General features: G+C 39.1%; 17 protein-coding genes and 1 riboswitch. Of the genes, 13 read left to right on the forward strand and 4 right to left on the reverse strand.

Annotated elements, in window-relative coordinates; translation table 11 throughout:
- Positions 1-17: 17 nt before the first annotated feature.
- Positions 18-1,394, forward strand: a complete 1,377-nt coding sequence (locus IGI47_RS06710; RefSeq protein ID WP_438783718.1) for an MATE family efflux transporter — start codon at positions 18-20, stop codon at positions 1,392-1,394.
- A gap of 240 nt (positions 1,395-1,634) precedes the next feature.
- Here the strand turns inward: IGI47_RS06710 and IGI47_RS06715 are convergent, their stop codons facing one another.
- On the reverse strand, positions 1,635-2,012 hold the full coding sequence (locus tag IGI47_RS06715; RefSeq protein WP_311929846.1) for a hypothetical protein: 378 nt from the start codon (positions 2,010-2,012) through the stop codon (positions 1,635-1,637).
- The gene (locus tag IGI47_RS06720; protein ID WP_311929847.1) at positions 2,013-2,699 is read right to left on the reverse strand and encodes a DNA/RNA non-specific endonuclease; all 687 of its coding nucleotides are present in this window, start codon (positions 2,697-2,699) and stop codon (positions 2,013-2,015) included.
- A gap of 141 nt (positions 2,700-2,840) precedes the next feature.
- On the opposite strand from IGI47_RS06720, the gene IGI47_RS06725 reads away from it, so the two are divergent.
- Positions 2,841-3,365 (forward strand): hypothetical protein, encoded by a 525-nt coding sequence (locus tag IGI47_RS06725; protein WP_438783719.1) that lies wholly within the window; start codon positions 2,841-2,843, stop codon positions 3,363-3,365.
- Positions 3,366-3,379: 14 nt separating this feature from the next.
- Positions 3,380-4,861, forward strand: a complete 1,482-nt coding sequence (locus IGI47_RS06730) for a flotillin family protein (protein WP_438783721.1) — start codon at positions 3,380-3,382, stop codon at positions 4,859-4,861.
- 112 nt (positions 4,862-4,973) lie between these two features.
- Here the strand turns inward: IGI47_RS06730 and IGI47_RS06735 are convergent, their stop codons facing one another.
- Entirely contained in the window at positions 4,974-5,576 is a 603-nt protein-coding gene (locus tag IGI47_RS06735; protein ID WP_438783722.1) for an FUSC family protein, read from the reverse strand.
- Between the two features lie 109 nt (positions 5,577-5,685).
- Here IGI47_RS06735 and IGI47_RS06740 point away from each other — a divergent pair, with 109 nt between their 5' ends.
- The gene (locus tag IGI47_RS06740) at positions 5,686-6,639 is read left to right on the forward strand and encodes an aromatic acid exporter family protein (protein WP_438783723.1); all 954 of its coding nucleotides are present in this window, start codon (positions 5,686-5,688) and stop codon (positions 6,637-6,639) included.
- A 206-nt stretch (positions 6,640-6,845) separates the two neighbouring features.
- Here IGI47_RS06740 and IGI47_RS06745 read toward each other — a convergent pair whose 3' ends face one another.
- Entirely contained in the window at positions 6,846-7,805 is a 960-nt protein-coding gene (locus IGI47_RS06745) for a Gfo/Idh/MocA family protein (protein WP_438783724.1), read from the reverse strand.
- A gap of 186 nt (positions 7,806-7,991) precedes the next feature.
- Between IGI47_RS06745 and IGI47_RS06750 the strand changes: the two genes are divergently transcribed.
- The 9 genes from IGI47_RS06750 (at position 7,992) to purB (ending at position 16,240) form a co-directional block, all read left to right on the forward strand.
- Positions 7,992-8,528 carry a hypothetical protein gene (locus IGI47_RS06750; protein WP_005876441.1) on the forward strand — a complete coding sequence of 179 codons (537 nt, stop codon included), beginning with the start codon at positions 7,992-7,994 and terminating at the stop codon, positions 8,526-8,528.
- A gap of 13 nt (positions 8,529-8,541) precedes the next feature.
- The gene (locus tag IGI47_RS06755; protein WP_311929854.1) at positions 8,542-9,345 is read left to right on the forward strand and encodes a M15 family metallopeptidase; all 804 of its coding nucleotides are present in this window, start codon (positions 8,542-8,544) and stop codon (positions 9,343-9,345) included.
- 9 nt (positions 9,346-9,354) lie between these two features.
- Positions 9,355-9,969, forward strand: a complete 615-nt coding sequence (locus tag IGI47_RS06760; protein ID WP_438783725.1) for a glycoside hydrolase family 73 protein — start codon at positions 9,355-9,357, stop codon at positions 9,967-9,969.
- 21 nt (positions 9,970-9,990) lie between these two features.
- Positions 9,991-10,674, forward strand: coding sequence for a hypothetical protein (locus IGI47_RS06765; protein ID WP_005876447.1), 684 nt, complete (start codon positions 9,991-9,993; stop codon positions 10,672-10,674).
- Between the two features lie 355 nt (positions 10,675-11,029).
- Positions 11,030-11,127, forward strand: a riboswitch (purine riboswitch).
- Between the two features lie 135 nt (positions 11,128-11,262).
- A complete protein-coding gene (locus IGI47_RS06770; protein ID WP_438783727.1) occupies positions 11,263-11,844 on the forward strand; it encodes a xanthine phosphoribosyltransferase in 582 nt (193 codons plus the stop codon).
- A gap of 2 nt (positions 11,845-11,846) precedes the next feature.
- Positions 11,847-13,163 carry a nucleobase:cation symporter-2 family protein gene (locus tag IGI47_RS06775; RefSeq protein ID WP_311929857.1) on the forward strand — a complete coding sequence of 439 codons (1,317 nt, stop codon included), beginning with the start codon at positions 11,847-11,849 and terminating at the stop codon, positions 13,161-13,163.
- Between the two features lie 162 nt (positions 13,164-13,325).
- Positions 13,326-13,814, forward strand: a complete 489-nt coding sequence (gene purE / locus IGI47_RS06780) for a 5-(carboxyamino)imidazole ribonucleotide mutase (RefSeq protein WP_311929858.1) — start codon at positions 13,326-13,328, stop codon at positions 13,812-13,814.
- The gene (gene purK, locus IGI47_RS06785; protein WP_311929859.1) at positions 13,807-14,931 is read left to right on the forward strand and encodes a 5-(carboxyamino)imidazole ribonucleotide synthase; all 1,125 of its coding nucleotides are present in this window, start codon (positions 13,807-13,809) and stop codon (positions 14,929-14,931) included. Before purE ends, purK begins: the two co-directional genes overlap by 8 nt.
- A 13-nt stretch (positions 14,932-14,944) precedes the next feature.
- On the forward strand, positions 14,945-16,240 hold the full coding sequence (purB, locus tag IGI47_RS06790) for an adenylosuccinate lyase (protein WP_005876456.1): 1,296 nt from the start codon (positions 14,945-14,947) through the stop codon (positions 16,238-16,240).
- Positions 16,241-16,302: the final 62 nt, after the last annotated feature.

The following is a 16,302-nucleotide window of genomic DNA, read 5'->3' on the forward strand; positions in this document are numbered from 1 at the left end:
CAAAAGAAGGAATTACCATGGAAGAATTTGAAGTGAATGAATCAAATATTTGCTATTTAAAAGAAAGTCCGATTCGCAAAGCTATTGCTCATTTATCGATTCCAATGATGGTCGGGATCTCAGCGACAACGATTTACAATTTGATCAATGCGTACTTCATTGGTTTGATCCACGATACGAATATGATGTCCGCAATTACCTTAGCGATGCCTATCACGATTATTTTAATGGCTGTTGGAAATATGTTTGGAGTCGGTGGAGGCAGCTTTATCACACGGTTGCTAGGTAATGGGGATACCCAAAAAGGGAAGAAAGTTGCTGGCTATTCTTTCTACGCAAGTATCATTTTGGGGATTATCATCGGTATCGTAGCGATTATTTTTATGAATCCCATTGTTCATGTACTAGGTTCGGATGGTCAAACTATGCTTTATACTAAACAATATATCACAATTTTATTTGTTGGTGGCGGGGCTTTTATCTTGAACTTTGCCTTAGAACAATTGGTTCGTTCAGAAGGGGCTTCGAAAGAATCAATGTACGGTATGTTCATTAGTGTTGCGGTCAGTATCATATTAGATGCCTTGCTGATTTTAATCTTTAACCTCCATGTAATCGGTGCAGGGATATCGATCGTGATCGCAAATCTTGCCTCTACAATTTATTATATTTGGTTTTTGGAGAATAAAAGTGAATCATTGCAAGGTTTTTTAAAGCATTTTAGACTTTCATTCAAAGATCGGTTAGAAGTCTATAAAATTGGTATCTCTGAATTGTTTAAATCGGCGTTTATGATCGTTACAACTTTATTATTGAATAATTTCTCTGTTGAATATGGTGACAATGTTGTTGCCAGTTTTGGTATTGCTGTTCGTATCACTCAGTTGCCAGAATTCTTGACAATGGGTTTATTCCTAGGAGCAATGCCGCTATTTGCCTACAGTTTTTCTGCCCATGATACAAAACGTTTAAAAGAATCGTTGAAAGAAGTTTCATTGTGGATCGGAGGTATCTCCATTTTCTTTGCGCTCATTGTTTACCTATTCCGAGTGCCTGTATTGGAGTTATTTACTAGTGATCCAGGTGTCATCCAAGTAGGATTGGCAATCCTGGCTGCACAATTGGTCTCTTCAGTGTTCAACGGCTTCTCAGGTCTATTTACGGGCATCTTCCAGGCCTCTGGTTATGGATTTCAGACAGTAGTGATGTCAACGATCCAAGGAACTTTCTTTATTCCAGTTGTTTTGCTATTACATCACTTTTACGGCTTGCATGGTTTGATCTGGTCAATGACGATTACAGAAGGTATCGCGTTTATTGCTGGTGTAATCATGCTTGTTCCCTACTTGAGGAAATTGAGTAAAAATGAGCTACCGGCCTTGCAAGTACAATAAGAAGAGTAATCAAAAAAGAGGTCGAGACAAAAGTCGTTCAGGTTTGAGAAATTGAAAAAAACGAACAATACGTTTTTTGTATTGTTCGTTTTTTTTTTTTTGAAATTTCCGAAAAACTTGACATTCAGACGCCGGTTATTCGCGAGTTTGTAGCAAATCTGATTTTTAGATTTGTCCCAGGCTCGATTTTGGTTTATTTGAAGTAGTACTCCTTTGTACTGACGAATCGATCAAATGATTTTATTTAGAGAAAAAACAAGTGATCGATTGAGTAGAGTTTGCGTATTTAATTAGTAGATAGGTGAAACTATCATGAAAGTGAAGAATCTCATCTGGAAAATGAGAACGTGGAAGCAACAATACTTGTTCTTCATTCGCAAATAAATGATCGCCATCGATCGTTCGAGCCACCAACCGATAGTTAGTGAATAGTTGCTCGAAAAATAGGGTATCTGAAGATTGGTCAGCCATTGTTGAAAAGATACTATTTTTTAAATGCGGTAGTGGGGGGAAGAACACTAATTCTTCGAAAGCATCGATTTGTTTTTTTCTTAACCATTCGAGTGTCTCGTCAAGGGAATATTTTTTTTTGGATAACTGCTCAAACAGAATAAACACCTACTTTTTATTTGGGATAACTACTTTGAAATCGATTGTTGTGTTAGAAGCCAGTCCTTTTGCCTCTAAAATGATGATTTCAGGGATCAATTCTTGTCCTGAATATTGAGGAATCACACGGTAGCGGATCGTTTCACCTTTATTCAAAGCATGACGAATTTTTAATTCATAATAGTTCATATATGGATCATTTACAGGATACTGATATAAAGTGACCAGATTTTTAGGGTCATCACCGCTACCACCAAATTGTTTTGCGATCAAATGACCACGGGAATGATCGTATTTTGGACCAGAGATGAAACCAGGTGGGCGTATTTTTCGATTAGCACTGGTTCCAGTATTGATCATTGCCTTTTTCAATAAAGCTTCTGCGCCAGTTGGTCGTTTCAAATGATCAAGCGGATCGTAGCTGATCCAGCCTTCTGACGTATCCTTTAGCTCGCTGTTGGTAAAAGTGGCAGGACCTGATTCTTGAGGCCCACTGTTGGTTCCCACGGGTTTTATGTCTGCTTTAGTGGGTAATGCAGAAGTTCGGTGTCCAATTGAACTATCCGTGATTTTCGTATTCTCAGATACTTGATTTTGCGAAGTATCGTGAGTGGATGGAACAAGTCCATACCAGCTGGCTGCGCCAACAATCAGTAGGGTGACCAATGTTCCCCACAGTTTAGTTAAGTTTTTCATTTTTTCACCTCGATTATTAGTATAAACGATAATCAAATGCAGGCAAAGAAGAACAAATAAATCGATGTTATTTGCGAAAGAAGCTATACAGGAAATTCTTCTATTGGTATGATAGACGTAGAAGATGAAGGAGGCGATAAAATGATAGGGGGAGTGTCACTAGAAGTTATCTATTGGTATACCTTGTTGGTGTGCGCTGGAATAGCAATTATTCTAGTCGTTTTTGGAGATATATTTGATTTTGATGGGCCAATCGACCCGATGCTTATCGTTCCTTGGTTAACGTTTACTAGTTTGTTTGGTTTTTTAGGAGAACGTTTAACACTGTTGCATTCCGTACTAATACTTATTATTAGTGGCGTTATTGCAACCGCTTTAGTTTTTTTGCTTAATTTTTACGTGCTGATGCCGATGAAGAACGCTGAATCAACCTTATCTGCGTCCGAAAAGACATTGGAAGGGCAAATGGCTGAGGTGGTCACACCGATACCGGTAAAAGGAATGGGTGAGATCAGCCTAAAAAGTGTCACTGGTTCGATCAGCCGACCTGCTTGTTTTTATGCACCACAAGATTCACCTGCTGAACGTGGCGAACGAGTACTTATTATTGAAGTGAAAGATAGGGTCTGTTACGTCACGCCTTATGAAGAGATGTTAAAAATGTAAAGGAAGTGTATTGAATGGTAGTACCAGAGATTTTTGTAGTAATAGGTGTTGCAGTGTTAGTGTTATTGATGTTGTTGATTGTTTTTGTCGCAAAATACCAAACAGCTAAACCAGATGAAGCACTGATCATCAGCGGTAGTTACTTAGGAAGTAAAAATGTTCATACCGATGACAGCAACAATAAGATCAAGATCGTACGAGGCGGAGGAGCATTTGTTTTACCTGTGTTTCAGCGTTCGAACCGCATCAGTTTGCTTTCTAGTAAACTGGATGTATCCACGCCAGAAGTCTACACGGAACAAGGGGTCCCTGTGATGTGTGATGGGACTTCGATCATCAAAATCGGTTCATCTGTAGAAGAAATCGCTACTGCTGCTGAACAGTTTTTAGGCAAAACAAAAGAAGAACTAGAAAATGAAGCACGAGAAGTATTAGAAGGACATCTGCGTTCTATCTTAGGTTCAATGACTGTGGAAGAGATCTATCAAAATCGTGATAAATTTAGTCAAAGTGTTCAAGAAGTCGCCTCAGTGGATCTAGCAAAAATGGGGCTGATCATCGTTTCCTTCACAATCAAAGAAGTACGAGACAAAAATGGATACTTAGATTCTTTAGGGAAACCAAGAATCGCTCAAGTGAAGCGTGATGCAGATATTGCCGAAGCCGAAGCGTTTAAAGAAACGCGTATCAAAAAAGCTGAAGCAGAAAAAGAATCACAAGCTGCTGAATTACAACGACAAACTGAAATCGCTGAAGCGTTGAAAGAAAAAGAACTGAAACTTGCTACTTACAAACAAGAACAAGATATAGCTAAGGCCAAAGCAGACCAAGCCTATAATTTGGAAAGCGCACGTGCGCAACAACAAGTTATTGAACAAGAAATGCAAGTGAAAGTCGTTGAAAGACAAAAACAAATCGAATTAGAAGAAAAAGAAATCATCCGCCGTGAAAAGCAATATGATTCAGAAGTGAAGAAAAGAGCAGATGCAGACCGTTATGCTAAAGAACAAGAAGCTCAAGCTCAAAAAGCCAGGGAAGTAGCCGAAGCGGAAGCTGAACAGTTCCGAGTAGAAGCATTAGCACAAGCCGAAGCGAATAAAACACGATTGGCAGGGCAAGCCGAAGCGGAAGCAACGTTAGCCAAAGGAAAGGCAGAAGCCGAAGCAAAACAAAAAATTGCAGATGCTTTCAAAGAATATGGAGAAGCTGCTGTGTTGAGTATGGTGATCGAAATGTTGCCACAATTGATGCGAGAAGCTGCGCAGCCTTTAGGGAATATCGAAAAGATTTCTGTAGTGGATACAAGTAGCGGTACTGGAGAAAATAGTGGGGCGAATCGAGTAACAAGTTACGCAACAAATCTTTTATCATCCACTCAAGAAACATTAAAAGAAACGACTGGGTTAGATATCAAAGACATCATTGAGAACTTATCCAATCGCGGAACGATGAAACAAGTTAATCTATACGATACAAAAGCAGACTTAGAAGAATAACATCGAATTAATGGATAATGAAAAAACTAGTGTCTCTATCTGACAGATTCCCTTTATCTTTAAAGAAATATTTAGGGATATCTGATGGGGAGACACTAGTTTTTTATATGTATTACTGGTCAAGATGATTGTTTTGTTTCTTGATCTGTTCCTCGACTTTTGCTAGATCCTCACGCAGTCGTTCTTCTCTTTTTTTTAGTTCAACAAGGTCTTCTGCTAATTCTTCTTTCTTCTCGATTTCTGGCGGGCGCAAGAAGAAATTGATTCCGATTGCAATAAATGTTCCGATAAAAGTATCTAGGACTCTCTGAATCGCATACAAGGAGGATTCACCTTGCGGAATACTTAAAGAAATCAAAAGTAGCGTAGCGATGGCGGAAATGATACCTGAATTATTATCGATTCCGTCAGATACAACAATGACAACGATAACTAAAAGAGGAAGGAAAAAAAGTTCTACGAGAAAATCATTGTGAAAATAGTTTTTGACAAAAAAATAGAAAATCCCTAAGAGTCCTCCTAATGTATTGCCGATGATTCGTGAACGGCCAAGGGAAACTGTAGTAGTCAAATCTTGTCTTAATGAGAAAACAGCAGACAAAGCGGCGATCATAGGAAGGCCGCGATTAGATACATGAAAAAACAAAATACATAAGAAAACGGCTAAAGCAGTTTTTGTGGTTCGCATACCGAGGCGAAAACGACCAAATTGCATAAAGTGATCTCCTTCTTCTCCTTTTTAATAGAATAACTAATTTTCGGGAAGATTGCTAGTGTTTCGTTGTTGCTTTTAGTATAATCCTAAGAAAAGGAAGAGGTGACTTATGCGTATTGGATTACGAACAGTGAAAACGGTTTTGAGCAGTATGTTGTCGATGACGGTTGCCCATGCCTGTTCCTTGTTGTTTTGGCCCTCAGCAGGGATCATTGCATTATTGAGTGTTGGGAATACGAAACGGTCGACTTTATATACAGGCATCTATCGAATCACGGCCTTTATTCTTGCTACATTGGTTGCCTTTATTAGTTTTTCTGTTTTAGGATATACGATTCTAGGTTTTGGGTTATTTTTATTGTTGTTCATACCTATGACAGTTTATTTTAAATTGACCGAGGGAATCGTTGTCAATTCAGTATTAGTTACACACTATTTAAGTGAACAAAATATGAGTTGGTCTTTGATCGGCAACGAAGCAGGATTGATGGCAATTGGCGTTTTATTTGCGCTGCTTGCAAATGTCTATATGCCGAATACCAAACGAAGACTTCAAGAAAAACAATTGGTGATCGAAGAAAGATTTCGCATGATCTTAAAGAATATGGCTCAGTTTCTTCTTTCAGGTGAGCAGATAGAGAATGAAAAAGCCTGTGAAGAATTGCTTGTTTTTATTCGTACCAGTCAAACAGATGCCAGAACACACCAAGAAAACTTTTGGTTGAAACAGACACAATATTATGAGACTTATTTTTCGATGAGACGTGCGCAAGTGAATGTGATTAGAGATATGCAGGATACGCTTCAAAGAATCAAGCGCCCAGATTTATATGGTAAACATATCTATGGTTTATTGATCTATACTGCAGAGACTTTTTCTGAAAGAAATGATGGGAAAGAGTTGCTAGAACGAATTGAAGCAGTGTATGACCTATATCGTGACATGCCATTACCAAAAGATCGATTAGAATTTGAGGAACGTGCAGAGTTATTCCAATTTCTACAATCTTTTAAGAGTTTTATTGAACTAAAAGCAGAATTTTCGCAACAAGTTAGTTTTTAGAAGAGAAATCACTGGATAACAGACGGAGAAACAGTGCATTTCTAGGTGGATCACTAATGTAGCTTGATGTTTCTAAGATTTATGGAGACGCGCAAAAAAAAAGAAAACCTCCAGTTTTTGTTGTAACCAATGTGGAACAGAAGCGATATACGCGACAGTTGGGTTTACTGATACTGGAGGTCCATATTTTTAATGTGTGGTAGAGCCTACTTTTCTTTTTCCCAAAGTTTTTGCATGTCATCAAGGATAGCGATGACATCTTTCGTTAAGAAAAGTGATTTGTTAGGGCGCTCATCGGCGATTATTTTAGTCATATTTTCAATTTCATAGTTCATTGCCTGTGCAGTATAACCACTTTCGATCCATTCTTTGGTACCATCGTTATAGGTTATTTCTGCACGATCAGCACGAGGGTAATCGGTGATCGTTAAGTAACCATTCTCAAAGGCAACGATCCCAACTTTCGGCATTTTTGCTTGGAATGTAAGACTGATCGTCGCCATTTCATTTTCTTTGTTTCTTAAAAGAGTGACAGATTGTTCATCGACGCCAGTCTTAAAGGGAACCATGCTGGATGCGATGACTTCTGGTTGAGAACTTAAAAAGAAACGAGCGAAGGACACAGCATAGGTACCGATATCTAACAAAGCTCCACCAGCAAGTTCTGGATTAAAAAAGCGATTGGTTGGGTCGGGTTCTTTGTGACTGCCAAAGGGTGCTTGGATCATTTTTAACGCTCCTAGTTTTTGGGAGTCGATAAAGGAGCGTAATTGCTGATAAAGTGGCATATTGAAAATGGTCATAGCTTCCGCTAAAACTAACTGCTTTTCTTCTGCCAATTTCATGGCTTTCGCTAATTCATCTTTATTCATTGTGATTGCTTTTTCGCACAAGACGTGTTTGTTTGCATGCAGTGCTTGCAAAATATAGTCGATATGCTGCCGGTTAGGAACAGCGATATAAATGATATCGATTGCTTCATCATTCAAAAGTTCTGCATAACTGCCATATGCTTTAGGAATAGCGTAGCGTTTGGCGAAAGCTTCTGCTTTTTCTAATGTTCTTGAGGCAACTGCTGCCAATTCGCTCGTTTCTTGTTCAAAGCTGTTGGCAAATTCATGGGCGATCGAACCTAGACCGACGATGCCCCATTGATACTTTTTCATACTTCAAAACTCCTTCTCGTGTTATATTTAATAGAGAGTCTCATCATTTAGCGCTCTGTGTTTCCTGACTTGATTATAGCAAATATCTCTTTGTTTTTTCAGTCAAAACACTTTAGTAAGAAAGAATAAAGAAGTAGTGATTTTTTTAGGAAGTTTAAGTAAAATAAATTAGAGGAGGAGATTATCGTGCATCAAGTATACGTTGATCTTATTATTAGTGTATTACTCGAACAATTTGAGACAGAAAAGAATTTTTTAGATGATTATTTACTGATTAGCGAGGAGCAGTGGCAAGGTTGGAAAACTGGAGAAAAGAATCTTCCTTCTGAAGCTATGCAAAAGATCAAAAATCTCTTTACAGATTATGAATGGATGCTGACACAAAAGATTTTACGTCAGACGATCATTTTCCCTGAAAAAAGGACGACCGCTGTAGCAGAATATAAACAAATCAAAACGAGGATCGCTCAAAAATGGTTAGGAGCAGGGATCGCTAAAGTAGAATTGATCCCATTGAAAAATGATCAATATCTCAGTCGGTTTCTTGACTTGAAAGTAAGTATTAACTATGATGAATGGGGTTATGATGACATCTTGAATTTCCGTCTGCCTGCTGATATCCAAAAGCAAATCGAAGGAGAAAAGGTGGAACTCCTGGATTGGGTAAACGAAAATTTAGAAGAAACTTATGTTCATGAAAAGGAAGAACCAAAAGAAGAATGAAAGGATTTTTTAATTGAATAAAGTATTAGGATTTGCAGCGGTCGTGATCATGATCGGGGCTATGGGGTATGTCATAGTCAGTGAGCAACATACATCAACTGCCGTAGAAGCTGAAAAACAAACAACGGAGAAAGTTCAGACCACAACTTCATCCAGTAATGAAAAGAAGATAAGTACTTCAACTAAGAAAACAAAAAATAATCTACCAGATGTTAAGGCTGAGGATTGGGAGTTGATTCTTGTCGGACCCGATCATAAGCTCGATCAAGAAATTGATGAAGCAACACAATTGACTGCTTTAGACAATGGGTATATGATCGATAAACGCATCAAAGCAAATTACGAGGAACTTGAGAAAGCAGCTGAAGCAGCGGGGTTTCCGTTAGTGATGGTCTCTGCTTATCGTTCAGTTTCTTCTCAACAAGCTGTCTTTTCCCAAAATGTACAGCAAGTGATGAGTAGTAAAGGTGTTTCTGAAGATGAAGCAACAAAAATCACAAAGCAGACGATCACAGTTCCTGGGTATAGTGAACATCATACGGGCCTGGCTGTCGATGTAGTAGATCACAATTGGTACAACAATTATACTTCTCAACTGCTAGACGCAAGTTATGGCGACCAGCCAGGTGCGAAATGGATCGCTGAGAATGCGCCGAAGTTTGGGTTCATCGTTCGATATCCAAAAGATCGTCAGGATATAACGAAAATCACTTATGAGCCATGGCATTTGCGTTATGTAGGAAAAGAAAGTGCGGAATATATCACGAAGCATGATCTGACGTTGGAAGAGTACTTGGATCAATTGAAAGAAAAATAGGAGTATCCGATGGCCAAAAAAAAATGGAAAAAGCAAAAGCGTAAAAATGTCCGTATTATTGCTGTTGTTTTGGGTGGCATATTGATTATGATGGCTTTTGTTCTTTCTTTACGAAGTTTGTCCACACCGTTTTCAGATCAACCACAAGAAACTGAAGCAAAAAGCCATCAACAGTTTATTGATCAGCTTGCTCCGCATGCGAAAGAATTACAAAACGGTTATGGAATCTTGCCTAGCATTATTTTAGGACAAGCGATCCTTGAATCGAATTGGGGAAAAAGCACCTTAGCTAGCGAATATCACAACCTTTTTGGGATCAAAGCATACGGGGATCAAAAAAAAGTAAATCTGGAAACCAAAGAATATGTGAATGAAGAATGGATCACGATCCAAGGCGATTTTCGCGTATATGATTCTTGGGAGGAATCGATGGATGATCACACACAACTTTTTGTGAATGGCGTGGACTGGAACCCCGCATTATATGAAAAAGTAATTACAGCAACGAATTATCGTGAAGCCGCACAAGCACTGCAAGATGCAGGGTATGCGACGGACCCGAACTATGCACAAAAGATCATTCAAGTCATTGAGACATATCATCTGGATCAGTACGATCAATAACAGAGAAAAGGAAGTGGCACTATGGCGGAACAATTTATTCCGGAGATCATGACAGAATTACGTAAAGATATCGTAAAAGTACCCGAAGTAATCATGGAAGCAAGTGGAATCAAGATTTTTGGGAAATTGATCCGCTCAATCATCTTTACCACAGATATAGCAATTGTCAGAAATACAAATGCAAATGCGGTCATTGCCGTCTATCCATTCACGCCACATCCAGCAATTACTAAAAGTATTATTGAAGCAGCAGATATCCCAGTATTCTCTGGTGTGGGCGGTGGTCTTACTCAAGGTGCGCGGTCTTCTTATATGAGTCTGTTTGCTGAAGCGCAAGGTTCCCTCGGGGTAGTACTTAATGGTCCAACGCCATTAGAAACGGTCCAAGAAGTATGCCAAGTGGTGGATATTCCTGTAATCAGTACGGTCACATCGAAATATACAGAAATCGATGAGAAGCTTGAAGCAGGAATCACGATCATTAACATTAGTGCAGGAAAAGAAACTGCTGAAACAGTCAAATATTTTCGAGAAAGATACCCAAAGCTGCCTATTATAGCTACAGGAGGGCCTACTGAAGAAAGTATCAGAGAAACGATAGAAGCAGGCGCCAACGCAATTACGTACACTCCGCCAAGTAATGGTGAGCTATTCAGTCGGAAAATGGAAAAATATCGAAAAATCGAAAAAAATGATCAATCTTGACATTCCTAAATAAAGTTGGAAACAAAAAAGAGTGGGATAAACAGTCTTTATTGCTTCTGACTTTATTTTTTTAGTTTGATCTTTAAGAAAACCTGAACAAAATCGATATTCAAAATTAGAAATATTAGATTTTAGAAAAAAACGATGAAACTTGGTTGTCAGTTTCAGAAACAAATGTTAGAGTATTTTCAATATTTGAAACATAACAGTCGTTCAAGTACTTGGATGACTACGAAAAAAACTATTTTGATTTATCCGCCTATTTTTGGCATTTTTCCTAATAAAAGTCAGAAAAACGATTGTTTGATCATGTAAGAGCTAGCGTATGCTTCGTTCTAGTAGTTGGTTATAATTGTTTTTCTGATCATCCTCTACTTATATATCGTCATGATAAGGTTGACAGTATCTAGCCAGTACCGTAAATACTGGACTATAAGTAAAAGAGTGTTTTGTACACCCTTTTTTACTTGTCGTTAAGTAAAAGGGTGTTTTTTATTCACGCTGAACCGAGCGGAAAATAGGAATAATTGGACTTTTCTGTGAAAAGTGGTTATTTTTGTATTAATAAATGAAAAAGGAGCAAATAAAGTGAAAGAATTAGTTGAACGTATTCAAAAAGATGGACATGTTTTGGGTGAAGGAGTGTTAAAAGTTGATAGCTTTGTCACACACCAAGTCGATCCAGTATTGATGGAACAAATGGGACAGTGTTTTGCAGAAGTATTCAAAGAAAAAGGAATCACAAAAGTAGTAACGATCGAAGCTTCTGGTATCGCCCCAGCTTTATTTGCGGCAAAAGAGTTGAATGTACCGATGATCTTCGCCAGAAAAGCGAAAAGCTTAACAATGGATGAAGAATTACTGACAGCATCTGTTTATTCATTTACGAAACAAGTAACCAGTACAATCTCTATTTCTCGTAAGTTTTTGTCTGCAGAGGATAAAGTATTGATCATTGATGACTTTTTGGCGAATGGACAAGCGGCGAAAGGGTTGATCGAATTATGTCGTCAGGCTGGAGCAGAAGTCGAAGGTATTGGCATCGTCATCGAAAAATCTTTCCAAGATGGTCGTCAATTATTGGAAGAGATAGGATTAAGAGTTGTTTCACTTGCGCGGATTGCTTCTTTATCCAATGGGCAAGTCGAATTTCTTGAGGAGGACGCATAATCGTGGAAAAAGAAACACAAAATGGCAAAGCCGCTGTCCTAGGCTTACAACATTTACTGGCGATGTATGCAGGTGCTGTAGCTGTTCCATTGTTGATCGGTACAGGCTTAGGGTTTAATCAAGAACAAATGACTTATCTTATTTCCATCGATATCTTTATGTGTGGATTAGCCACACTGCTACAATTGACTGTCAACCGCTTTTTCGGTATTGGCTTGCCGGTCGTGCTAGGATGTGCGATCCAAGCAGTGGCACCCTTGATTTTGATTGGTAGTAGTAAAGGTGTTGGTGCCATCTATGGTTCAATCATCGCTTCGGGGATCTTCGTTGTTTTGATTGCCGGTTTCTTTTCTAAAATCAAAAAATTATTTCCGCCGATCGTTACTGGAACAGTTATCACTGTTATTGGGCTAACATTGATTCCTGTTGCTATTGAAAAAATGGGTGGTGGGGATTCAGCTGCCTCAAACTTTGGCGATAAAACGAATTTGTTATTAGCGTTTGTGACCATCTTATTGATCGTGGGGGTTCAAATGTTAGGAAAAGGCTTCATTCGTTCGATTGCTGTCCTGATCGGGTTAGTTGGTGGCAGTCTTTTGGCAGCGTTCATGGGATTGATCGATCTGAGTGCGATCGGTCAAGCACCATTATTCCATTTTCCGCAACCTTTTTACTTTGGTAAACCAACCTTCGATGTTTGGTCGATCCTATTGATGATCATCATTTCGATGGTCAGTATGGTTGAATCAACAGGTGTTTATTTTGCATTAGGGGATATTACAGGCAAAAAAGTCGGAGAAGAAGAATTGAAAAAAGGATATCGTGCAGAAGGTCTAGCTGTGATTTTGGGTGGGATCTTTAATACATTTCCTTATACTGGTTTTTCTCAAAATGTTGGTTTAGTTCAACTTTCAGGTATAAAAACGAGAAAACCGATTTATTTTTCTGCCTTTTTCTTGATCATTTTGGGTCTGTTTCCTAAAATCGGTGCATTGGCACAGATCATCCCTGAACCAGTATTGGGCGGCGGTATGCTTGTCATGTTCGGTATGGTTGCTGTCCAAGGAATCCGTATGTTATTAGAAGTTGATTTTACAAATGATAAAAATCTTTTGATTGCCGCGGTTTCGATTGGTTTTGGCCTAGGTTTCAATATCATGCCGAACTTATTCAGTCAGTTGCCTGAAACAGTACAAATGTTTACAGGAAACGGTATCGTCATGAGTAGTGTGACTGCAATTATTTTAAACTTGATCTTTAATGGGTTCAAAAAAGATGAAGAAATACTGGAAGAAGCGATAACAAGAAAAAATAAATAGAAAAGATCAAATATAGAGGAATATGTAAAAATGTTCCTCTATATTTTTACTTTAGATAAAAAACGAACATTTTTGCAAAACATTTAGATAATATTCGAAAATTCTTTGACAACAAAAAAACTCATTGCTAAAATATGGATGTAAAAGAGAGAGGAGAAAGACATGAGTGCAACGGTTTCTGTGATTATGGGAAGTACCTCCGATTGGGAGACGATGAAAAATGCTTGTGACATTTTGGATGAATTCGAGATTCCTTACGAAAAAAAGGTGGTGTCTGCACATCGGACACCTGATTTGATGTTTCAATATGCGAAAGAAGCACGTGCGAGAGGAATCAAAGTGATTATTGCGGGTGCAGGTGGTGCTGCTCATCTACCAGGGATGGTGGCTTCTCAAACGACACTACCAGTTATTGGTGTGCCGGTACAAACACGAACATTGAATGGATTGGATTCGCTACTATCGATTGTTCAGATGCCTGGAGGAGTGCCGGTTGCAACGACGGCAATCGGAAAAGCAGGGGCAATTAACGCTGGACTACTTGCGATAGAACTGCTTTCAATGTATGATTTAAAGTTGGAGGCTAAATTAGCGCAACGACGCTCAATGTTAGCAGAAACTGTTATAGAAAGTAGTGATCAACTTGGTTAAACCTTTGTTGCCTGGATCAACGATCGGGATCGTCGGTGGCGGTCAGCTTGGCCGCATGATGGCGATCAGCGCGAAAGAAATGGGCTTTAAAGTAGGTGTTCTTGATCCTGTAATTGATTGTCCAGCTGCACAAGTGGCAAATTGGACGATTCAAGGAACCTACGATGACACGTTTGCACTAGAAGAACTTGCTAGAAGAACAGATGTTATCACTTATGAATTCGAGAATGTCAGTGTCGAAGCACTTAATGCGATTTTACCAATGTCATTTATCCCCCAAGGAACGGATCTATTGGCTATCACACAGGACCGGCTGTTAGAGAAGTCCTTTTTGGAAACAAACAACATCGTCATCGCTCCTTATGCGACAATCGTTAGCCCAACGGATATCCAAGATGCAATTGACGGGATCGGGTATCCTTGTGTATTGAAAACAACGCGAGGAGGATACGATGGAAAAGGACAATATGTATTGAGAAGTCGTACAGATCTTGCTCCAGCGATGGATCTGTTAAGAGAAGGGACTTGCGTATTGGAAGCATGGATTCCTTTTGAAAAAGAAATCTCGATCATGGTAGCAGGGAATGGTCAAGGAGAATATAGTACATTTCCAGTAGTTGAAAATATCCATCGTAACAATATTTTACACGAAACGATTGCACCAGCTCATGTTTCTAGTGAAGTAATCGAAGAAGCAGAGCGGATCGCTCGAGTAATTGCCGAAGCGGTGAGCTTGTCGGGCGTTCTAGGTGTCGAGTTGTTTTTGACGAAATCAGGTGGATTATACGTGAATGAACTAGCACCACGTCCGCACAATTCAGGACATTACTCCATCGAAGCTTGCTCGATGAGTCAGTTTGATGCCCATATCCGTGGAATTTGTGGTTGGCCGTTGAGTGACAAAGTTCGTTTGCTCAGCGATGCAGTCATGGTAAACGTATTAGGAGAACAACTGCTTGAAAGTTATCATCTCATCGATAAAAAAACTGACTGGCAATTTCATTTTTATGGGAAATCACAAGCGAAAAAAGGACGTAAAATGGGACATATCACCATTTTGACTGAAGATATCCAACAAACATTGGATGAAATAAAGAAAACCAATATTTGGGATTAAAGGAGAATAATTGATGCTAGAACGGTATACACGACCTGAAATGGGCAATATCTGGACAGAACAAAATAAATATCAAGCATGGCTTGAAGTGGAGATATTAGCTGATGAAGCTTGGGCCGAATTAGGAGAAATCCCTAAAGAAGATGTACAAAAAATCAGAGAACATGCTTCATTCGATATTGACCGGATTTTAGAAATCGAAAAATCGACACGTCATGATGTTGTGGCCTTCACACGTGCAGTTTCGGAAACGTTAGGTGAAGAGAGCAAATGGGTCCATTACGGATTGACAAGTACAGATGTTGTCGATACAGCTTATGGCTATCAGATCAAACAAGCAAATGATATTTTAAGAGAAGATTTGAAACGTTTTACAGCAATTATTGGCGAGAAGGCAAAAGAACATAAGTTGACAGTCATGATGGGGAGAACGCATGGGGTACATGCTGAACCAACGACTTTTGGTTTGAAATTGGCTACTTGGTATTCTGAAATGAAGAGAAATATCGAACGTTTTGAACATGCTGCCAAAGGAGTGGAAGCTGGCAAAATCTCTGGTGCAGTGGGTACGTTTGCCAACATCCCGCCTTTTATCGAAGAATACGTTTGTGACAAGTTGGGTATTCGCCCACAAGAAGTGTCTACACAGGTTTTACCACGGGATCTACATGCAGAATATTTTGCAACAATGTCCTTGATCGCAACGAGTATCGAGCGTTTTGCGACGGAGATACGAGGATTGCAAAAATCTGAGACACGAGAAGTAGAGGAGTTTTTCGCTAAAGGTCAAAAGGGATCCTCTGCAATGCCTCATAAGCGAAACCCGATTGGATCAGAGAATATGGCTGGGTTGGCGAGAGTGATTCGCGGTCATATGGTCACGGCGTACGAAAATGTGTCATTGTGGCATGAAAGAGATATCTCACATTCTTCAGCAGAACGCATCATTTTACCTGATACGACGATCTTATTGGATTATATGTTGAATCGTTTTGGGAATATTGTTAAAAATCTAACGGTTTTCCCTGAAAATATGAAACGAAATATGTCTGCTACATTTGGCTTGATCTATAGCCAACGTGTCATGCTTAAATTGATCGACAAGGGTATGACAAGGGAAGAAGCTTATGACTTGGTGCAACCAAAAACAGCATATGCTTGGGACAACCAGGTACAATTCCGTCCGTTATTAGAAGAAGATCCAGCCATTACTTCGGTTTTATCGAAAGAAGATATCGATGACGCGTTTGATTATCGTCATCATTTGAAAAATGTGGATGTGATTTTTAAACGGGTAGGATTAGAATAAACAACGAACAGTTGAATATGAAAAAAGTTACTGCAGTGCAACGATCACTAGAACCGTTGCAA

The sequence above is a fragment of the Enterococcus sp. AZ191 genome, assembly GCF_051713845.1.
GTDB classification, from domain to species: domain Bacteria; phylum Bacillota; class Bacilli; order Lactobacillales; family Enterococcaceae; genus Enterococcus_B; species Enterococcus_B durans.

What these genes read in the sequence shown, in the direction of transcription:
- IGI47_RS06710 (WP_438783718.1), top strand. Translation starts at nt 18, where the DNA reads ATGGAAGAATTTGAAGTGAATGAATCAAATATTTGCTATTTAAAAGAA.
- IGI47_RS06720 (WP_311929847.1), bottom strand. Translation starts at nt 2,699, where the DNA reads ATGAAAAACTTAACTAAACTGTGGGGAACATTGGTCACCCTACTGATT.
- IGI47_RS06725 (WP_438783719.1), top strand. Translation starts at nt 2,841, where the DNA reads ATGATAGGGGGAGTGTCACTAGAAGTTATCTATTGGTATACCTTGTTG.
- IGI47_RS06730 (WP_438783721.1), top strand. Translation starts at nt 3,380, where the DNA reads ATGGTAGTACCAGAGATTTTTGTAGTAATAGGTGTTGCAGTGTTAGTG.
- IGI47_RS06735 (WP_438783722.1), bottom strand. Translation starts at nt 5,576, where the DNA reads ATGCAATTTGGTCGTTTTCGCCTCGGTATGCGAACCACAAAAACTGCT.
- IGI47_RS06740 (WP_438783723.1), top strand. Translation starts at nt 5,686, where the DNA reads ATGCGTATTGGATTACGAACAGTGAAAACGGTTTTGAGCAGTATGTTG.
- IGI47_RS06745 (WP_438783724.1), bottom strand. Translation starts at nt 7,805, where the DNA reads ATGAAAAAGTATCAATGGGGCATCGTCGGTCTAGGTTCGATCGCCCAT.
- IGI47_RS06760 (WP_438783725.1), top strand. Translation starts at nt 9,355, where the DNA reads ATGGCCAAAAAAAAATGGAAAAAGCAAAAGCGTAAAAATGTCCGTATT.
- IGI47_RS06765 (WP_005876447.1), top strand. Translation starts at nt 9,991, where the DNA reads ATGGCGGAACAATTTATTCCGGAGATCATGACAGAATTACGTAAAGAT.
- purE (WP_311929858.1), top strand. Translation starts at nt 13,326, where the DNA reads ATGAGTGCAACGGTTTCTGTGATTATGGGAAGTACCTCCGATTGGGAG.
- purB (WP_005876456.1), top strand. Translation starts at nt 14,945, where the DNA reads ATGCTAGAACGGTATACACGACCTGAAATGGGCAATATCTGGACAGAA.